Annotated in this window: 17 protein-coding genes; 10 read left to right on the plus strand and 7 right to left on the minus strand. The window is 72.1% G+C overall.

All coding sequences use genetic code 11. From position 1 onward, the window contains the following. Positions 1-26: 26 nt before the first annotated feature. Genes L3i22_RS25375 through L3i22_RS25400 form a run of 6 tightly spaced genes read left to right on the plus strand, consistent with a single transcriptional unit; the run spans position 27 to position 7,122 of the window. Positions 27-1,049 (plus strand): LacI family DNA-binding transcriptional regulator, encoded by a 1,023-nt coding sequence (locus L3i22_RS25375; protein WP_221329449.1) that lies wholly within the window; start codon positions 27-29, stop codon positions 1,047-1,049. A 17-nt stretch (positions 1,050-1,066) separates the two neighbouring features. Further along, complete coding sequence (locus L3i22_RS25380; protein ID WP_221329450.1) at positions 1,067-2,353, plus strand: extracellular solute-binding protein; 1,287 nt, start codon at positions 1,067-1,069, stop codon at positions 2,351-2,353. Next, on the plus strand, positions 2,350-3,228 hold the full coding sequence (locus L3i22_RS25385; RefSeq protein ID WP_221329451.1) for a carbohydrate ABC transporter permease: 879 nt from the start codon (positions 2,350-2,352) through the stop codon (positions 3,226-3,228). The genes L3i22_RS25380 and L3i22_RS25385 overlap by 4 nt, the downstream gene beginning before the upstream one ends. Before the next feature lies 1 nt (position 3,229). Continuing rightward, complete coding sequence (locus L3i22_RS25390; protein WP_221329452.1) at positions 3,230-4,060, plus strand: carbohydrate ABC transporter permease; 831 nt, start codon at positions 3,230-3,232, stop codon at positions 4,058-4,060. A gap of 1 nt (position 4,061) precedes the next feature. Next, complete coding sequence (locus L3i22_RS25395) at positions 4,062-5,213, plus strand: hypothetical protein (RefSeq protein ID WP_221329453.1); 1,152 nt, start codon at positions 4,062-4,064, stop codon at positions 5,211-5,213. Beyond that, the gene (locus L3i22_RS25400; RefSeq protein WP_221329454.1) at positions 5,143-7,122 is read left to right on the plus strand and encodes a hypothetical protein; all 1,980 of its coding nucleotides are present in this window, start codon (positions 5,143-5,145) and stop codon (positions 7,120-7,122) included. Before L3i22_RS25395 ends, L3i22_RS25400 begins: the two co-directional genes overlap by 71 nt. On the opposite strand, the gene L3i22_RS25405 is transcribed toward L3i22_RS25400, so the two are convergent. Further along, positions 7,123-8,085 carry a GlxA family transcriptional regulator gene (locus L3i22_RS25405; RefSeq protein WP_221329455.1) on the minus strand — a complete coding sequence of 321 codons (963 nt, stop codon included), beginning with the start codon at positions 8,083-8,085 and terminating at the stop codon, positions 7,123-7,125. Positions 8,086-8,156: 71 nt separating this feature from the next. Between L3i22_RS25405 and L3i22_RS25410 the strand changes: the two genes are divergently transcribed. Continuing rightward, entirely contained in the window at positions 8,157-8,876 is a 720-nt protein-coding gene (locus tag L3i22_RS25410) for an MBL fold metallo-hydrolase (protein ID WP_221329456.1), read from the plus strand. A gap of 28 nt (positions 8,877-8,904) precedes the next feature. Here the strand turns inward: L3i22_RS25410 and L3i22_RS25415 are convergent, their stop codons facing one another. From L3i22_RS25415 to L3i22_RS54405, 6 genes are all read right to left on the minus strand, one after another. Then, positions 8,905-10,980 carry an iron ABC transporter permease gene (locus L3i22_RS25415; protein WP_221329457.1) on the minus strand — a complete coding sequence of 692 codons (2,076 nt, stop codon included), beginning with the start codon at positions 10,978-10,980 and terminating at the stop codon, positions 8,905-8,907. Then, complete coding sequence (locus L3i22_RS25420; protein ID WP_221329458.1) at positions 10,977-12,032, minus strand: iron-siderophore ABC transporter substrate-binding protein; 1,056 nt, start codon at positions 12,030-12,032, stop codon at positions 10,977-10,979. Before L3i22_RS25420 ends, L3i22_RS25415 begins: the two co-directional genes overlap by 4 nt. After that, positions 12,029-12,880 (minus strand): ABC transporter ATP-binding protein, encoded by an 852-nt coding sequence (locus tag L3i22_RS25425; protein ID WP_255658579.1) that lies wholly within the window; start codon positions 12,878-12,880, stop codon positions 12,029-12,031. Before L3i22_RS25425 ends, L3i22_RS25420 begins: the two co-directional genes overlap by 4 nt. A gap of 63 nt (positions 12,881-12,943) precedes the next feature. After that, positions 12,944-13,765, minus strand: coding sequence for an AraC family transcriptional regulator (locus L3i22_RS25430; RefSeq protein WP_221329459.1), 822 nt, complete (start codon positions 13,763-13,765; stop codon positions 12,944-12,946). Between the two features lie 16 nt (positions 13,766-13,781). Then, positions 13,782-14,315, minus strand: a complete 534-nt coding sequence (locus L3i22_RS25435; RefSeq protein WP_221329460.1) for a peptidase M23 — start codon at positions 14,313-14,315, stop codon at positions 13,782-13,784. A gap of 77 nt (positions 14,316-14,392) precedes the next feature. Further along, entirely contained in the window at positions 14,393-16,546 is a 2,154-nt protein-coding gene (locus L3i22_RS54405) for a rhamnogalacturonan lyase (protein WP_304523472.1), read from the minus strand. A gap of 188 nt (positions 16,547-16,734) precedes the next feature. Here L3i22_RS54405 and L3i22_RS25445 point away from each other — a divergent pair, with 188 nt between their 5' ends. From L3i22_RS25445 to L3i22_RS25455, 3 genes are all read left to right on the plus strand, one after another. Next, a complete protein-coding gene (locus tag L3i22_RS25445; protein ID WP_221329461.1) occupies positions 16,735-18,540 on the plus strand; it encodes a rhamnogalacturonan lyase in 1,806 nt (601 codons plus the stop codon). Between the two features lie 125 nt (positions 18,541-18,665). Further along, complete coding sequence (locus L3i22_RS25450) at positions 18,666-18,995, plus strand: hypothetical protein (RefSeq protein ID WP_221329462.1); 330 nt, start codon at positions 18,666-18,668, stop codon at positions 18,993-18,995. Positions 18,996-19,106: 111 nt separating this feature from the next. Next, on the plus strand, positions 19,107-19,412 hold the full coding sequence (locus L3i22_RS25455; RefSeq protein WP_221329463.1) for a hypothetical protein: 306 nt from the start codon (positions 19,107-19,109) through the stop codon (positions 19,410-19,412). Positions 19,413-19,502: the final 90 nt, after the last annotated feature.

Consider the following 19,502-nt stretch of genomic DNA (forward strand, 5'->3'; position numbering starts at 1 on the left):
CGGTTTAGTAACCCAGGGGCGGCGCGATGACCAGGGCAGACAGGCCGACGATCCGGGATGTCGCGCGCGCCGCCGGTGTTTCCAAAGGCACCGTCTCCTTCGCCCTCAACGGCCGCCCCGGCGTCTCCGAGGACACCAGGGCACGGATCCTGGCCGCCGCCCGGGAGCTCGGCTGGACGCCCAGCGCCAAGGCCCGCGCCCTGTCGATCTCCCGCTCGTTCGCCGTCGGTCTGGTGCTGGCCCGCGAGCCGGAGCTGCTCGGCGCCGACCCGTTCTTCCCGGCCTTCATCGCCGGCGTCGAGCGCACCCTCTCCGATCGCGGTCAGGCGCTGGTCCTGCAGGTGGTGCCGGAGGCCGAGGAGGAGGCGGGCTACCGGCGGCTGGCCGGCGCCGGCCGGGTCGACGGGGTGTTCCTGCTCGATCTGCGCGTCGTCGACCCGCGGTTCGCGCTGCTCGTGGAGCTGGGTCTGCCGGCCGTCTCGATCGCCCGGCCGGACGTGCCCAGCGGTTTCCCGGCGGTGCTGGTCGACGACCGGCCGGGGATCGCCGCCACCGTGCGGCACCTGGCCGGCCTCGGGCACCGGCGGATCGCACACGTCGCCGGGCCGGCCCACTTCCTGCACGGGTCGCGGCGGGCCCGGGCGTTCGCGGAGGCCCTCGCGGAGGCCGGGCTGCCGCCCGGCGCGGTGGTCGAGGCCGATTTCTCGGCGGCGGGCGGGGCGGCGGCCACCCGCGAACTGTTGACCGGCGACGAGCGGCCCACCGCGATCGTCTACGCCAACGACCTGATGGCCATCGCCGGGCTGGCGGTCGCGCACGAGTACGGCCTGGCCGTCCCGGCGCAACTGTCGGTGACCGGATTCGACGACACCGAGCTGGCGGGTCATGTCCGCCCCGCGCTCACCAGCGTGCGCACCGACCCGTACCTCTGGGGCCGTCAGGCCGCGCTGGCCCTGCTTGCTCTCATCGAAGGCGGGACGGTCGACGACGTTCCCGTGCCCGCCGCCCACCTGGTGATCCGGGCGTCCACCGGACCGCCATCACCGTAAGTGGAACGGAGAAGCCAATGAAACGCATGTTCCCAGCGGCCGTTCTCACCGTCTCCCTCATCCTCACGGCCGGCTGCGACGGCAGCGGCGGCGGCAACGCCGAGCAGGCCAACGCGGCCACCGGCCCGATCACCATCTGGCTCTCCAACAACCAGGAGGAGCTGGCCTGGGGCAAGGCCATGGTCGAGGCGTGGAACGCGCAGCACGCCGACCAGAAGATCACCTCGCAGGAGATCCCGGCCGGCAAGAGCTCGGAGGAGGTGATCGGCGCCGCGATCACCGCCGGCAACGCGCCGTGCCTGATCTTCAACACCGCGCCGGCCGCGGTACCGCAGTTCCAGAAGCAGGGTGGTCTGGTCGCGCTCGACTCGTTCGCCGGCGGCGCGCAGTACATCGCCGACCGCACCGGCGACACCGCGCAGCAGTACAAGTCGCCGGACGGCAAGTTCTACCAGATGCCGTGGAAGTCCAACCCGGTCATGATCTTCTACAACAAGGACATCTTCGCCAAGGCCGGGCTCGACCCCGAAAAACCCACCCTTGCGACGTACGGCGATTTCCTGACCGCCGCCCGCAAAATCAAGTCCTCCGGAGCCGCGCCGGCCGCCATCTACCCCGCGCCGAGCAGCGAGTTCTTCCAGTCCTGGTTCGACTTCTACCCGCTGTTCGTGGCCGAGACCGACGGCACCCAGCTGGTCCAGGACGGCAAGGCCCAGTTCAACTCCCCGCAGGGCCAGGCCGTCGCCGCCTTCTGGAAGACGCTGTACGACGAGGGCCTGGCGCCCAAGGAGACGTACAACGGCGACTCGTTCGCCGACCAGAAGGCCGCCATGGCGATCGTCGGCCCGTGGGCGATCAAGGTCTACGGCGACAAGGTGAAGTGGGGCGCGGTGCCGGTGCCGACCTCCACCGGGAAGCCCGCCGCGCAGATCAAGACGTTCAGCGACGCGAAGAACGTGGCGATGTACAGCGCCTGCCAGAACCGCGCCACCGCGTGGGAGGTGCTGAAGTTCGCCACCGGTAAGGAGCAGGACGGCAAGCTGCTGGACGCGACCGGGCAGATGCCGCTGCGCAAGGACCTGCCGGCCGCCTACCCGGACTACTTCGCCAAGAACGCCGCCTACCAGCAGTTCGCCGACCAGGCCGCGCGGACCGTCGAGGTGCCCAACGTGCCGAACTCGGTGGCCATCTGGCAGACGTTCCGGGACGCGTACTCGCAATCGGTGATCTTCGGGAAGCAGCCGGTCGCCGACGCCTTCGCCGGCGCGGCCCAGAAGGTCGACAAGCTCGCCGCCGGGTCATGAGAGCCCTGCTCGGCCGCCATCCGGTGGGCCTGGTCCTGGCTGCCCCGTACGCGCTCTACCTCGCCGTGATCTTCGCCTATCCGTTCGGGTTCGCGGTGTGGATGAGCTTCCACGACTACTTCTTCGCGGCGCCGGGCGCGATCGTCGACCACCCGTTCGTCGGGCTGGACAACTACCGGGCGGTGCTGTCCGATCCTGCGGTCCGGCAGGCGTTCGAGAACATCGGGGTCTTCCTGGTGATCAACGTCCCGCTGACCACCGGGCTGGCGATCGTGCTGGCGGTCGCGCTCAACCAGGCGGTGCACGCCCGGACGTTCCTGCGGGTCTCGTTCTACGTGCCGTACGTGACCGCCAGCGTCGCCGTGGTCGGGGTGTGGCTGTTCCTGTTCACCTCCGGCGGCCTGGTCAACTCCGTGCTCGGCCCGCTGGCGCCGGACCCGTCCTGGCTGGTCAACGAGCACCTGGCGATGCCGGTCATCGCGCTGTTCGTGACCTGGAAGCAGCTCGGCTTCTTCATCCTGCTCTACCTGGCCGCGCTGCAGAACGTGCCCAAGGAGCTCTACGAGTCGGCGTCGGTGGACGGCGCCAACGGCTGGCACCGGTTCTGGTCGGTGACCGTGCCGGCGGTCCGCCCGGCGACCGCGCTCGTGGTGATCCTGGCGCTGATCACCGGGGCGAACCTGTTCACCGAGCCGTACCTGCTGACCGGCGGGGGCGGCCCGAACGGCAGCTCGGCCTCGCCGGTGCTGGTGATGTATCAGCGTGGCATCCAGCAGGGCGAGCCGGATTTCGCCGCCGCCCTGGGCGTGCTCCTCGTGATCGGCGTGCTGTTCGTCGCGTACGTCAATCGCCGTTTCATCGAAGGGAAGGACTGAGATGGGGCGCTGGCCCACGGCGGTGCGCTATGTTCTGCTCTTTCTCGGCGCACTGATCTTCCTGTTCCCGTTCTACTACATGCTGATCGGCTCGCTGCAGGCCGCGCCGGACACCTCGGTGCGCGGCGCGTTCCCGACCTCCGGGCTGACCCTGGACAACTATCGGGACATCAACTCGCGGGTCGACCTGCTGCGCTCGCTGGTCAACTCCGGGATCTTCACCGGCGGCGTGCTGCTCGGGACGGTCGTGTTCGGCGTGCTCGCCGGCTACGCGCTGGCCCGGCTGCGCTTCCGCGGGCGGGGCACCCTGTTCGTGCTCGTGCTGCTGGTCCAGGTGATCCCGTTCCAACTCCTGCTGATTCCGCTGTACGTGTTGATCGTGCGCGGCTACGGTCTGGCCGACAGCTACCTGGGCATGATCCTGCCGTTCGCGATCAACACCACGGCGGTCTTCGTCTTCCGGCAGTTCTTCCTGCAACTGCCCGACGAGCTGTTCGCGGCCGCCCGCCTCGACGGGGCCGGTGAGCTGCGGATCCTGTGGTCGGTGGCGCTGCCGCTGGTCCGCCCGGCGCTGCTGACCGCGCTGCTGCTGACCTTCATCGGCCCGTGGAACGAGTTCCTGTGGCCGTTCCTGGTCACCAAGAACGCGGACATGCAGCCCCTCGCGGTCTCGCTCGCGAACTACATCAGCAACGTGTCCGCGCGGGCCGCCAACCCGTTCGGCGCGATCCTGGCCGGCGCGTGCGTGCTGGCCGCCCCGGCGGTCGCGCTGTTCGTCGCGTTCCAGCGGCAGTTCATCTCGACCGACCTCGGTTCCGGCGTGAAGGGCTGAGATGCTTCCCTACACGCTGACCCGGCTCGGTGTCGTCATGACGCCCGACCCCGCGGATCCGCTGGAGGCCGAGGGGGTGCTCAACCCGGCCAGCGGGCGCACCCCCGACGGCCGGCTGTGCCTGCTGCCGCGGATGGTGGCGCCGGGCAACGTGTCGCGGGTCGGGCTCGCCGAGGTCGAGCTGCGCGACGGCGTGCCGGTCGGGGTCCGGCGCCGCGGCATCGTGCTGGCCCCCGACGAGGGCTGGGAGCGCGGGCGCGCCAACGCCGGGGTGGAGGATCCGCGGACGACGTGGGTGCCCCGCCTCGGCCGGCACGTGATGACCTATGTGGCGTTCGGGCCGCTCGGGCCCCGGCTCGCGCTGGCCGTCTCCGCGGACCTGCGGTCGTGGCGGCGGCTCGGGCCGGTGCAGTTCACCTACCAGCCCGGGCTGGACACCGACCTCAACCTGTTCCCGAACAAGGACGCGGTGTTCTTCCCCGAGCCGGTGCCCGGCCCGGACGGCCGCCCGAGCTACGCGATGCTCCACCGCCCGATGTGGGACCTGGGCTGGTTCCGGCCCGGCGAGGGCGTGCACCTGCCGGCCGGGATCACCGACGAGCGGTACGGCATCTGGATCTCCTACGTGCCGGCGGCGGAGGTCGAGGCGGACCTCACCGCCCTGGTCCGGCCGCGGGACCACCGGTGTGTGGCGCTGCCGGAGTATCCGTACGAACAGCTGAAGATCGGGGCCGGCCCGCCGCCGCTGCGGGTGCCCGAGGGCTGGCTGCTGATCCACCACGGGGTCACCGGCTACATCCCGCCCGGTTTCGACCCGAAGGGGCAGCGGGTCAACTACGCGGCCGGGGCGATGCTGCTCGACCCGGCCGACCCGGGCCGCGTGCTCGACCGCACCGCCGAACCGATCTTCGTGTCGGAGACCGCCGGCGAGCGGACCGGGAACGTGCCGAACGTCGTCTTCCCCACCGCCATCGAGCAGGTCGACGGTGTCCACTATGTCTTCTACGGCATGGCGGACAGCCGGATCGGCGTCGCTCGCCTGGACCGCGTCCGGTCCACCGCCGAAGTCGAAGGAGTGCACCGTGAAGCGCCGATCCCTGTTGCTGGGCAGCGGCATCGCCCTGAGCGCACCACTGCTGAGCCCGGCGCGTAGCCTCGCGACGCCCGCGCTCCTGGCCAACACCGCCCACCTCGACTTCCTGCGCGACGCCGTGACCCCGCCCGTCCAGGGTGGCCACACCACGTACCGGCCGGCGGAGGCGATCGGCGTGCTGTGGACCTACGCCGAGCCGAATCCGGACGGCACCTACCGGCGGATCGGCGGCGGCCCGTACGACCCGGCCACCGGGACGTATGGGCAGGGCGCGTTCAACGCCGACGACATCGCCCGGGCCGCGGTGGTGTACCTGCGGCACTGGCGGCAGACCGGCTCGTCGCGCAGCCGGTCCGCCGCCTATGAGCTGCTCCGCGGCCTGGCGTATTTCCAGACCACCACCTCCGGGTACGTCGTCCTGTGGATGCAGCCGGACGGGACGCTCAACCCCAGCCCGGTGCCGGTCGAGCTGCCCGACCCGTCCGACAGCGGGCCGTCGTACTGGCTGGCCCGCGCGATCTGGGCGCTGGGGGAGGGGTACGCCGCGTTCCGCCACGACGACCCGCCGTTCGCGGCCTTCCTGCGGCAGCGGCTCGACCGGGCGATCGGGGCGCTCGACCTGTCCGGATACGGCACCTGGCAGGTCGTCGACGGCGTCCGCCGGCCCGCGTGGCTGGTCGTCGACGGCGCCGACGCCAGCGCCGAGGCGGTGCTCGGGCTGGCCGCGTATGCCGAGGCCGGCGGCACCCCGGCCGCCCGGCGCGCCCTGCGGCAGTTGGCCGAGGGGATCGCGGCGCTGGCCGGGGGCGACCCGCGGGACTGGCCGTTCGGCGCGGTCCTGCCCTGGGCGCTGTCACTGTCGGACTGGCACGCCTGGGCGTCCCAGATGCCGGCCGCGCTGGCCCGGGCCGGCCGGGTGCTCGGCGACGAGCGCCTGGTGCGACCCGCGGTGACCGACGCGGCCGTCTTCACGCCGTGGCTGCTCACCTCGGGCGGCCCGGACAACGGGCGGTTGCCGGCCCGGATCGACCGGAACCAGATCGCGTACGGAATCGACTCGCGCGTCCAGTCGCTGCTGGCCGTGGCCGCCGCCACCGGCCGTTCCGGCTTCCGGCAGCTGGCCGGCATCGTCGCGGCCTGGTACTTCGGCGCCAACGGCGCCGGGCTGCCCGCCTACGATCCGGCGACCGGCCGCACGGTGGACGGCATCGCCGCCGACGGGTCGGTCAACCGCAACGGCGGTGCCGAGTCCACCATCCACGGCCTGCTCAGCATGCTCGCCCTCGACGCTCATCCGGACGTGGCCGAGCTGGCCACCCAGGGCCGCGTCGTCGAGCGGGTCGGCACGACCACCGTGGAGGCCGAGTCCGCGGTGCTGGGCGGTGGTGCCACGGTCGTCACCCCGGCGTCGCCGTGGACCGGCGAGTCCCAGTTCAGCGGCGACCGGTACGTACGCCTGCCGGCCGGCGCGACCGCCCGGTTCACGCTGCCTTCGGCCGACCAGCCGCGGCTGGTGCTCGCGATCGCCGACCTGCGACCGGGCAGCGCGGCCGTCACCCGGTGGACCGCCGGCGGGCCGTCGCTGGGCACCGTGCGGCACGGCGCGATCGGCCCGCAGGGCGCGTCCCCGGCGCCGGGCGCGCTGCTGCCGGTCACCCTGCCGGGCGAGCTGCCGCCGGGCCGGAGCGACCTGTCGGCCACCGCGGCCGGCGGCGAGGCCGTGCTCGACGCGGTGCTCCTGGAGCCGCTGATCTCCCGCTACGTGATCGCCGGGGCGACCCGGACCACGGCCCTGCTCCGCAGCGCCGCCCGCGACCCGCGGACCGTGACCGTCCCGGTCCCCGGCGCCGGCCCCGCCACGGTCGAGACCTACGACGCCGCGGGTATCCGCCGCCTGCGGACCAGCGCCGCCGGGGCGACCGTCCGCGCGGTGGTGCTGCCCGGCGGTTTCACCGTGATCCGGCGCTGATCAGCGGAACGAGACCCGGTAGGCCTGCGGGGGCACGCCCACCACCCGGCGGAAGTGCGGGCGCATCGCGACCCCGTCGGAGAACCCGCAGGCCCGGGCGACCGCGTCGATCGGCAGCGGGGTCGCCGAGAGCAACTGCTGGGCGCGCAGGATCCGCTGGTACAGCAGCCACTGCAGCGGGGAGCAGCCGGCCGCGTCCCGGAAGTGCCGGTCGAAGCTGCGGCGGCTCAGGTGCGCGACGCCGGCCAGCGCGGCCACGTCCAGCTCCCGGTCGTCGAGGTGCTCCAGGGCGTGGCGCATCGCGGCGGCGACCGGCTCGCCGCCGCCCGGGTCGGGCACCGGGCGCTCGATGAACTGGGCCTGCCCGCCGGCCCGTTGCGGGGCGACGACCAGGGCGCGGGCCGCCGTGTTCGCCACCTCCGGGCCGTGGTCGCGGCGCAGCAGGTGCAGGCACGCGTCCAGCCCGGCGGCGCTGCCCGCGCTGGTCACGACGGTGCCCTCGTCGACGAACAGCACGTCCGGCAGCACCTCGACGGCCGGATAGGCGGCGGTGAACTCGCCCATGCACAGCCAGTGCGTGGTGGCCCGCCGCCCGTCCAGCAGACCCGCCTCGGCCAGCACGAACGCGCCCAGGCAGAGCCCGACCACGGTCGCGCCGCCGGCGTGCGCGCGACGCAGCAGGTCGAGCACCGCGGGGGCGACCGGCGGGCCGCCGGGCAGCCGCCAGCCGGGCACGATGATCAGGCCGGCCGCGTCCAGGTCGCCGACCTCGCAGGGGGCGCTCATCGCGATGCCGGCGCTGGTGCTGAGCGGCCCGGGGTGCTCGCCGGCCACCCGGACCTCGAAGCGGGGGCCGCCGCGCGCGGTGTGATCGATGCCGAACACCCGCGGCGCCACCGCCACCTCGAGCATCGGCGCGCCGTCGCCGATCACGATCCCCACGGTCGTCGGACTGCGTGTCATGGCTTGAACCTATCGCAGGATGGCTTTCCGGCCACTCTCGCCCGACGGCGGACCAGGGCCAGACTCGACCCATGACATTCGAGATCAAGGCGTACGGCGGTCCGACCGTCCAGTTCCGCTACGGCACCCTGACCGTGCTGACCGACCCGACGTTCGACGCGCCCGGGGACTACCCGATCGGCGACCGGGCACTGACCAAGACCGCCCCGGCGAACGGCACGCCCGGCCCGGTCGACCTGGTGCTGCTCTCGCACGACGAGCACCCGGACAACCTCGACCACGCCGGGCGGGCGCTGCTGGCCACGGTGCCGCTGGTGCTGAGCACGCCGGGGGCGGCCGAGCGGATCGGCGCGCCGGTGCGCGGCCTGGACGACTGGGAGAGCACGGTCGTCGGCGCGGTGCGGGTCACCGCCGTGCCCGCGCAGCACGGTCCGGAGGGCGTCCTGCACCTGACCGGGGCGGTGGCCGGGTTCGTGCTCGAGGGCGAGGGCCTGCCGACGGTGTACGTGAGCGGCGACAACGCCTCGCTGCGCGTGGTGGAGGAGATCGCCGGCCGGTTCCCGGCGATCGACGTCGCGATCCTGTTCGGTGGTGCCGCCAAGACCGCGCTGGTCGGCGACGCCACCCTGACGCTGACCGCGGCCGAGATGGCCACCGCCGCGCGGATCCTCGGCGCCACCAGCGTCTACGCCGCGCACGTGGACAGCTGGGCGCACTTCACCGAGGGCATCGACGAGGTGCGCAAGGCGTTCGCGGCGGCCGGGCTGAGCGGCGTCCTGCGCGAGGCCTGAGCGGGGTGCTGCGCGTGGCCTGAGCCGGTCAGGCCCGGGTGCGGCGCAGCAGCCAGATGAAGTAGGGGGCGCCGACCAGGGCCATCATCAGTCCCGCGGGGATCTGCGAAGGAGCGATCACGGTACGCCCGAGCCCGTCCGCCACGCACACCAGCAGGCCCCCGAGCAGCATCGCGACCGGCACGATCCGCCCGTGCCGGACGCCGACCAGCCCGCGGGCCAGGTGCGGGGCGACCAGCCCGACGAAGCCGACCACGCCGATCGCGGTGACGCTCACCGCCGCCGCGACCGCCGCGACGGTCAGCAGGGTCAGGCGCGCGGCTTCCCGCCGTACGCCGAAGATCTTGGGGGTGTCCTCGTCGATGGCCAGCAGGTCGAGCTGTCGCCGCAGGCCGAGCACCACCGGGGTCGCCACCAGCAGCACCAGCAGGACCGGGAGCACGTCGGCGAAGGTCCGGCCGTAGGTGGTTCCGGACAGCCAGGTGAGGATCCGCGGCGTGTCCCACGGGTCGGCGCGCAGCAGCAGGAACGTGCTCAGGTCGCTGAGCGCGTAGCCGCAGCCGATGCCGATCAGCAGGAACCGGTCGGGCAGGATCCCGCCGCGCCAGGACAGCGCGGTGATCAGCGCGAACGTGGCCAGCCCCAGCACGACGGCGGTGGCGATCAGCACCGGACGTCCGCCGGGGACGCCGGAGGTCACCACGATCACCGCGCCGAGGCCGGCGCCGGCGGTGATGCCGAGCACGCCCGGCTCGGCGAGCGGGTTGCGGACGGTGCCCTGCACGACGGTGCCGGCCAGGCCGAGCGCGGCGCCGGCGACGACCGCCGCGGCCACCCGCGGGGCGCGGTCGTCGAGGGCCCGGCCGATCAGGTCCGGCGCGGTGCCCTGCAGCCAGAGCAGCAGGTCCCCGGTACGCAACCACAGGCTCCCGGCCAGCAGACCGGCGATCACCGCGGCGACCAGCAGCCCGGCCGCGACAAGCGTCACGGTCAGGAAGCGGCGGCGGGAGCGGACCGCGACGTACGCGTGCGGCGCCTCCCGGGCCGCCCCGGCGTCGCGCATCCGCAACGCGAGAACCACGATCACCACCGCGCCGAGCAGCGAGGTCGGGATCCCGGTCGGGATCGACGCGGCGGCCTGGGCGCCGAGGCCCGCCCGCAGCACGGCGTCGGCGAGCAGCACCAGCAGCGCGCCGGCCAGCCCGCAGGCCGGGATCAGGAACAGGTGCCGGCTCAGCACGCCGATCCGGTGCGCCGCCAGCCGCACCGCGACCGGCGCGGCCAGGCCGATGAACGCGATCGGCCCGGCCAGCGTCACCGAGATGCTGGTCAGCAGCACGGCGCAGAGGATCGCGGCGATCCGGGTGGAGCGGATCGGCACGCCGAGCGAGGCGGCCGTGTCGTCGCCGAGCCCGAGCACGTCCAGGCGGCGGGCCAGCAGCAGCGCGGCGACCAGCACGACGACGATGACCGGGGCGGCGCGACCGGCGGCGTCCAGGTTGAGCTGGGCGAGCGAGCCGCTGCCCCAGGCGTACAGGCCGGTGGTGCTCTCCTTGAACAGGATCAGCAGCATGGCGGTGGCCGCGTCCAGGGCCATCGCGACCGCCGAGCCGGCCAGGATCAGCCGGGTCGAGCCGAGCCCGGAGGCGATGCCGGTCAGGCCGAGCACGATGCCCGCGGCGAGCAGTCCGCCGCCGAAGGCGACCGCGCCGGACGCCCAGACCGGCACGGCCAGGCCGAACGCGGCGACCGCGCAGAGCGCGAAGTAGGAGCCGGCGGTGACCGCGAGGGTGTCCGGGGCGGCCAGCGCGTTGCGGGTGACCGACTGCAGCAGCGCCCCGGCCGAGCCGAGCGCCACGCCGACCGCGATCCCGGCGAACATCCGCGGCAGCCGCGAGCCGGTCACCACGTCGGCGATCGGCACCCCGCCGACGCTCTCGTGCGCGCCGAACAGGTAGCGCAGCAGATCCCAGAACCCCACGCCGGAGGTGCCCTGGGTGACGTGCCACAGGCCGGCCAGCACGACCGCGACGAGCAGGGCGGCCAGCACGGCCGCCCCGCTCGCACCACGCCCGAGGCCGACCGGCGCCCGGGTGTCGCTCACGACTTGGTGAGGATCTTCACGTAGGCGTCGATCGCCTCTTCGTTCGACTTCGGGCCGCCGGCGCCCCAGACGCCGGCCGGGAACGGGTACGCGTGACCCTGCGCGACAGCCGGCAGCTTGGTCCAGATGGGGCTCTTGACCAGCTCCTTGACGTAGCTGTCGGCGGTCTGGTCGTCGGAGTAGAACAGGGTCGCGTCGCCGACCGCGGTCAGGCCCTCGATGTCGGTCTGCGCGAGGCCGTACGCCGGGTCCACGCCCCCGCTGCCGTACGTCTTGTTGATCGCGTCGGTCCAGGCCGCGGTCATCCCGAGCTGCTCGCCGAGCTCGGTGAAGAGCGCACCCTTGCCGTACGGGCGGATGACGATGTTGCCGCCCTCGATCCAGCCGTCGAAGAACAGGAAGCTCTTCGCGGTCACGTTCGCCGCCGCGACCTTCTGCTTGGCCTCGGCCAGGTGCGCGTCGAACTGCTGGAGCACGGCGTCGGCCCGCTCGGTCCGGCCGGTGGCGGTGGCGATCATCGAGAACACGTTCTTCATGTTCGCGATCTGGCCCTTGGCGTCGGCGCCGACCGTGGCGAGCACCGGGACACCGCGTTTCTCGAGCTTGGTGATGATCTCGTCGTCGGCCTTGAACGCCTCGACGACGATCAGGTCGGGGTTGGTCGCGTACAGCTTGTCCAGGTCGGGCTCGCCGCGCTCGCCGGTGTCGACGGCGCTGGCCGGCAGCGCCTCGGCCTTCACGTAGGTGCCGTAGCCCTTGGCGTCGGCGACCGCGACCGGGTTGAGGCAGAGCGTGAGCACGTCCTCGGTCTGCTGCCACTCCAGCACCGCGACCCGCGTGGCGGGCTTGGCCAGCTCGACCTTGCGGCCGACGCCGTCGGTCAGCGACACCGGGCCGGTCGCCGTGCCGGTCTTGTCGTCGGCGCAGGTCTGCGACACCGGCGCGGCCGAGTTCTCGGCGGCCGGTTCGACCGTGGTGGTGCCGCAGGCGGCGACCGTCGCGGCGACGGCGAGCGTCACCGCGGCGGCGGCGAGGCGGGAAGCGGGGATCATGTGGTTCTTTCTCCTGGGTGGATCATGGTGCGGGCGGGGTGCCGCCCGATGGGGTCGATACGGATGCGGCCGGTATGCGGGTGGATCTCGACCTCGACCCGCAGGTCGTAGACCTCGCCGAGGTTCTCGGCGGTGAGCACCCGGAGCGGGTCACCGGCGGCGTGGATGCGCCCGTCCTTCATCAGGAGGAGCTGGTCCGCGACCCGCGCGGCCTGGTCGAGGTCGTGCAGCACCAGGCCGACGGCGACCCCGCGCTGGTCGGCGAGGTCGCGGACCAGGTCCAGCGTCTCGATCTGGTAGCGCAGGTCCAGGTGGTTGGTCGGCTCGTCGAGCAGCACCACCCCGGTCTCCTGGGCCAGGCAGGCGGCGAGCCAGACCCGCTGCATCTCGCCACCGGAGAGCTCACCGACCGGACGATCGGACATCTCCCGTACGCCGGTGGCCCGCATCGCCTCGTCGACCGCGGTCCGGTCGGCGGGGGAGGGGCCGGCGAAGCGCCGCCGGTGCGGATGACGCCCGAACGCGACGACCTCGTTCACGGTCAGCCCGTGCGGGGCCTGGCGCGACTGCGAGAAGAGCGTGACCTCCTGGGCGAACTGCCGTGCGGTGAGCAGCGACGCGGCCCGGTCCCGCAGCAGCACCCGGCCGTCGTCGACCCGGTGCAGCCGGGCCAGGGCGCGCAGCAGGGTGGACTTGCCGCTGCCGTTCGGCCCGATCAGCGCGGTCACCCGGCCGGGCGTCAGCTCGACCGAGACGCCGTGCACCACGGCCGTCTTCCCGTAGCGCAGCACCAGCTGCTCACCACGGAGAACGGGCGCGGACGTGGTGGCCATCGAGGTGCTCCGCATCAGGTTAGGGTTGCCTTGCCTAACGGAGGCTAGATGATGATCTTGCGGTCGGCAATCCCGGACTCAGGACACCGGATACCGGATTCCGGACACCAGGCGTCCGGGGGTCACCCGCATCACCCGCTGGAACGCGGCGATGAACGTGCTCGGCTGGGCGTAGCCGAGCCGCTCGGACACCGTTCGGACATCGGCGCCCGCCGATAGCAGCGCCAGCGCCTCGTGCACCCGCAGCGCCTGCCGCCACTGCGCGAACGACAGGCCGGTCGCCCCGCGGAACGCCCGGGTGATCGTGCGCTCGCTCACGTCCAGCTGCTCGGCCCACTCCCGCAGGCCGCGCTCGTCGGACGGGTTCGCCAGCAGCGCCTCGGCGATCGGGTCGATCCGCGGATCACCGGGCAGTTCCAGGGCGAACTGCCGCTCGGACGGCTCCAGCACGTCGAACACGACCGCCTCGGTACGGACCCGGGCCGCGGGGTCGAGGTCCTGGCGGGCCAGCCGCAGCAGCAGCGACTCCAGCAGGGCGGTCATCGCGATCGAGGTCGGCGCGGCGAACTCGACCGGGGTGCGGGCCGGATCGAAGAACGCGTCGTGCAGCTCGGCGGCGGCGGTCAGCCGGCCCCCGTGCACCGTGCCGGCCGGCAGCCACAGGCCGAACCCGGGCGGCACGGTGTGGATCCGGCTCCCGATCCGGGTGGTCAGCGTCCCGCCGCGGACCCACACCAGCTCGTGCATCGGGTGCGAGTGGGCCGGCCAGTCGGTGGCCGCTCCCGGCACCTCCGACTCGGCGAAGATCGTGATCGACGCCACGTCGTCGGCCGCCGGGGACACGGCATGCCGGATCACCGTGCCCGGGTCCCGTCGCCAGGTGCCCAGACTGAGATCCATGGCGACGAGGGTACGGCTACGACCTGCCGCTCTCCTGGCAGGCGGGGACCGGGACGTCCAGGGCGTCGACCAGGCCGGTCGCGGCCGCGGTGTGCTTCGTGTACGCCTCCGGGAAGGCCGACACCTGCACGGCCTGGGCCGCCTCGGTCAGCCGCATCGTCTGCCAGCCGTCGACGGTGAGCAGCTTGTCGTAGAACTTCCCGGTCTGGTACGCCGGATCGGCGAGCTGCTTCGGCGTCCCCCAGCCCTGGCTCGGCCGCTGCTGGAACAGGCCGATCGAGTCCCGGTCGCCGCCGCGCAGGTTGCGCAGGCGCGACTCCTGCATGGCGGTCGCCACCGCGATCACCAGCGCCTGCCGCGGCACCCGCCGCTGGTTGCCGATGGTGATGATGACGCGCGCGTTCGCCAACTGGGCCGGGGTCCACCGACCGGGGATCGGCGTACCGGCCGACGGCGCGGGAACCGGCGTGCAGGAGGCGTCGGCGCGCAGCAGCGGACTCAGCAGAAAACCGGCCAGCGCGGCCACGGCGATCACGAACAACGAGCGCACGACGGGGCGTACCTTTCGGCCGGGGAGTCCGGCGAAGGTTACCGGTCGTCTGAGGTCCGGTGTGGACCGGAGTCGATCTATCCCAGCGGGACCTTCGACCAGTCGGTGTCCGAGGCCAGGTAGAAGCTCGGGTAGGACGGCTGGTTGTACGTGGTCTGCTGCCGGGCCACCTCGACGCGGTACTGCGGGTCGTGCATCAGCGTGTACAGCTTGTGGCCGGTGATCTCGGTGCTGGTGTAGATCCGCACGGCGGTGCTGTCCGCCGTACGCAGGAAAAGCTCTTCTCGCCAGTCCCCGAGGACGTCGGCGATGAGCGAGGCGGTGCCCTTCGTGCCGTTGTTGGCGAGCGTGCCGGTGGCGGTCAGCAGGGTGCCGCGCCGCCAGTCGTCGACCGTCGGGGTGACCGTGCCGGAGCCGTTGAGGATCTGCGTGGTCAGGTCGGCCGACCAGCGGATGCTCTGGTTGGTGCCGGGCAGCGTGTCGGAGACCTTGCGGCCGTCGGCGGTGTAGAGCCCGAGCGCGCCGGAACCGCCGGGCAGGCTGGCCCACGCCTCCAGGCCGGGCTCCTCGGGCAGCACGTCACCGACCATGCCGCGGCCGGTGTCGACGCCGGAATAGGTGCCGAACAACACCTTCCCGGTACGGGCGTCGCGCATCGCCATGCCGTACGGCGCGGCCGTCGCGCCCTCGTGCACGGTGAAGATCTCCAGCCCCGGCCGGTTCGGATCGATGTCGGTCACGTGCATGGCGTCGCCGTGCCCGAGGCGGGCCGTGCTCCCGTCCGGCATCGTGCCCGAGGACGAGTAGAGCAGCGAGCCGTCGTCGTCGATGGTGGCGCTGCCGTAGACGATCTCCTGCCGCCCGTCGCCGTCCACGTCGGCCGCGCTCAGCGAGTGGAAGCCCTGCGTGGTGATCGTCCCGAACTCCGGCGAGGTGCCGTCCCGGCCGTGCGGGGTGTCGTTGAACGGGTTGGTCATCGGCACCCAGCCGCTGTCCACGTACCAGTTCTCGACCAGGTGGCGGCCGTTCCAGCGGTAGGCGATCAGCGTCGTGCGGGTGTAGTAGCCGCGGGCGAACACCGCCGACGGGTGCCGGCCGTCGAGGTAGGCGACGCCGGCCAGGAACCGGTCGACCCGGTTGCCCGGCTCGATCCGGGGCATCGCGTAGTCGCCCCACATCAGGCCGTCGTCGGTCCGGCCCGGCTTATAGGGAATGGTCTCCAGCTCGCGCCCGGACCGACCCTCGAAAACGGTCAGGTACTCCGGCCCGTCGACGATGAAGCCCTCGAAGGCGCGCAGCACGTTCCGGGTGCTGCGGGCCGGCGCGTAGACGTCCATGAAGTAGTCGACCAGCGCCGCCGCGTCCGCGCGGTTCAACGGATACGAGTAGCGCGGCCCGATGCCGAACGCCTGCTCCAGCGTGGCCGGCCAGTGCCCGGCCACCACCTCGGGATGCGTCGTCCAGCCCTGGAACATCGTGACCAGGTGCTCGTAGTAGCCGGCCGCGCTGAGCCGGTAGTCCTCGGTCACCGAGTGACCGGGCGTGGTGATCGGTCGCCCGCGGCCGTCCCGGGTGCCGGGCGCGGTCTTCATCATGATCTCGGAGCGGCCGTCGCCGTCGAAGTCGTACACCAGGAACTGGGTGTAGTGCGCGCCCGCGCGGATGTTGACGCCCAGGTCGATGCGCCAGAGCAGAGACCCATCCATTTCGTACGCGTCGACGTACACCTTGCCGGTGTAGCCCACCTGCGAGACGTCCTTGGAGTTCGACGGGTCCCATTTGACGATGTACTCGTACTGCCCGTCGCCGTCCACGTCCCCGACGCTCATGTCGTTGGCCGAGTAGGTGTAGTCCGGCCCGTCGGCGGGTTTCTGCAGCGGCAGGTCGTAGTGGTTCTCCGCCCACGGCTCGACCGGTTCGCTACGCGCGCGGCCGACCGGCGCGACCTGGTATTTCGAGGTTGCCGTGCCACCCGGGTCCAGGTAGTTCGTGCTGTCGGTGACCGTGGCGATCCGCCGCCCGTCCCGGTAGACGTGGAACGGCCGGCTGGTCAGCCCGGTGGGGGAGTGCCCGGTGGCCTCCGGCCCGAGCAGTCGCCAGCTGAGGAAGACGCCGGTGCCGGTGGTCGCGGCGACCAGGCCGCGGTCGAGGCGCTCCAACTTCCGCTCGGCGGCGGCCACCGGAGCTGCGGGGATCAGCAGGAGCAGGACGACCAGCAGGGCTCGTTTCACCGGGGCCTCCTCGGCAGGAAAGCGCATTCCCGCAGAATCCTCTACCCGGGTCCGGCTCGGGTCAACAGGTCGATGAATCCTTTCAGGAATTTGAGGCCGTCTATGGCTCGACGTTGCCGCGGTGTTACGGTCCGGTTAACCGCTTCAGTAGCGGTGCGTCCCCGTCCTCAACCCAGTTGGGATCCCCCATGCGACGCAAACTCCTATGCGGCCTGTCCGTGGCCGCCGTCCTGCTCACCGCCGGCGGAGTCCCCACCGCCGCCAGTGCCTCTGTTGTCTCGGGAGTCGACAACCTGGATCGCGGGCTGATCAGCCTGCGGACCACGGGCGGCAACTTCCTCTCCTGGCGCCTGCTCGCCTCGGACCCGGCCGGTGTCGCGTTCAACGTCTACCGCGGCTCGACCAAGGTGAACACCGCGCCGATCACCAAGGGCACCAACTTCACCGACGCCGGCGCCCCGGCCGGCGTCTCCTACACGGTCAAACCCGTGATCAACGGTGCCGAGACCGCCACGCTCGCGGCGGCCACCCCGACCGCCGCGCTCCTCGCCGCCTACCAGGACGTGCCGATCCAGATCCCGGCCGGTGGCACCACCCCGGACGGCGTCGCCTACACCTACTCGGCCAACGACGCCTCGGTCGGCGACCTGGACGGGGACGGCGCCTACGAGATCGTCCTCAAGTGGGACCCGTCCAACTCCAAGGACAACTCGCAGTCCGGGTACACCGGGCCGGTCATCATCGACGCGTACAAGCTGAACGGCACCCGGCTGTGGCGGCTCAACCTGGGTAGGAACATCCGGGCCGGCGCGCACTACACCCAGTTCCAGGTCTTCGACTACGACGGCGACGGCAAGGCCGAGGTGGTGATGAAGACCGCCGACGGTACGACCGACGGCACCGGCGCCGTGATCGGCAGCTCGTCCGCGGACTACCGCAACTCGTCCGGTTACGTGCTGTCCGGGCCGGAGTACCTGACCGTCTTCAACGGCCAGACCGGCAAGGCGATGGCGACCGCCGACTACGTGGTCCCGCGCGGCACGGTCTCCTCGTGGGGCGACAGCTACGGCAACCGGGTCGACCGGTTCCTGGCCGGGACGGCGTACCTGAACGGGTCGTACCCGAGCATCATCATGGCCCGCGGCTACTACACCCGCTCGGTCATCGTCGCCTGGGACTACCGCAACGGCGCCCTCACCCGCAAGTGGACCTTCGACAGCAACTCCTCCACCAACGGGTCGGCCTGGACCGGCCAGGGCAACCATCAGCTCTCCATCGCCGACGTCGATTCAGACGGCAAGGACGAGATTTTGTACGGGGCGATGGCCGTCGACGACAACGGCGCCGGCCTGTGGGTCAACGGCCAGGGCCACGGCGACGCCTACCACGTCGGTGACCTGATCCCGAGCCGAGCCGGCCTGGAGATCTTCAAGGTCGACGAGGGCACCACGAAGCTGGCCGCCTGGATGGCCGACGCCCGCACCGGCGCGATCATCTGGTCGAACGCCTCCTGCGGCTGCGACAACGGTCGCGGCGTCTCGGACGACATCTACGCCGGCAGCCCCGGCGCCGAATCCTGGTCGTCCGGCGTCTCCGGCCTGTACAACACGTCCGGCCAGAACATCGGCCGCAAGCCGTCCAGCACCAACTTCGTCATCTGGTGGGACGGCGACGCCCAGCGCGAACTGCTCGACGCCACCCACATCGACAAGTACGGCACCAGCGCCGACACCCGCCTGCTCACCGCCAGTGACGTGCACTCCAACAACGGCACCAAGGCCACCCCGTCCCTGCAGGCCGACATCCTCGGCGACTGGCGCGAGGAGGTCATCTGGCCCACGACGGACAACACCCGGCTGCGGATCTACTCCACCACCGACAGCACCAGCATCTCCCACACGTCCCTGATGCAGGACCGCATGTACCGCGAAGCCGTCGCCTGGCAGAACACGGCTTACAACCAGCCCCCGCACCCCTCCTTCGCGATCTCGTAGATCAACCGCCTCCTGGGCCTATTCCCCGCCGAGCAGCGCCGCGATCTTCCACCGCGCTCGGCGGGGACTGGCCACGCCGCAGATAGACATGGCCGTCGGTGCCGCAGGTCCGGCAGAATCGGGCCGTGGGTGATGGCCGGGGACTCGACGTCGGGGAACACATCGTGCTCCAGGATTTGGAGGAGCCGGCGGCGCTGTGGGAGCTCGGCCGGCCCGGGGCGCTGTCGCGGCAGGCTGTCGCAGACGTCTGTGGGCCCGGGCTCGTCTCCCTGGAAGCTCGCGGCTTCATCGAGGTGCGGTGCTTCGAGAGCTGGCCGGAGCCGTGGGACCGGGGCCGGCCGGTCACCGGCGACGAGCTGCTCGCCGAGAGCCGACGCGTCGAACGATGGTCCGACAACCCTGCCGGAACCCACCTGGCAGCCCAGATCACCGAAGCCGGCGTGCCCTACCTCTAGTGCCCCGCGCCGGGGGTCTCTCGCGGGAGGAAAAACGCGGATTCCCCGCGCCGCGGGTGTCCGGGTTGTCAGGCTCTCCTCGTCGGTATCCGTGCGACGGAGGGATCTCAGATGCGCCTGACGGCAGGCCTGATCACGGCCGGAATCGTGCTCACCGCGTCACCCGTGTGGGCGGGGCCCGGCCCGCACTACACGCCCGGCACGGTCTACTTCACCAAGACCGAGTCCGCCGAGCTCACCTACCCGGCCGGGGTGGCCGCGGTGCAGGCGGTCGTGGCGAAGCCGTTCGACCGGCTGCTCGGCCAGAACACCGCCGAGATCATGGTCAAGGCAAGCTCCGCGAACATCGTCGGCCAGTGCGTGAAGATCACCTCGACCGGCGTGATCGGCACCTACGGCGGCGGCACCTGCCAATAAGGCCAATAGGGGACCAACAAGGCCGACGAGGTAGGTACAGCCTGCTGTACCTCGAACAGGCCAGTTGGCGGGATCGATGTCCGGGCCTGC

Source organism: Actinoplanes sp. L3-i22 (genome assembly GCF_019704555.1).
Classification (GTDB): Bacteria; Actinomycetota; Actinomycetes; order Mycobacteriales; family Micromonosporaceae; genus Actinoplanes.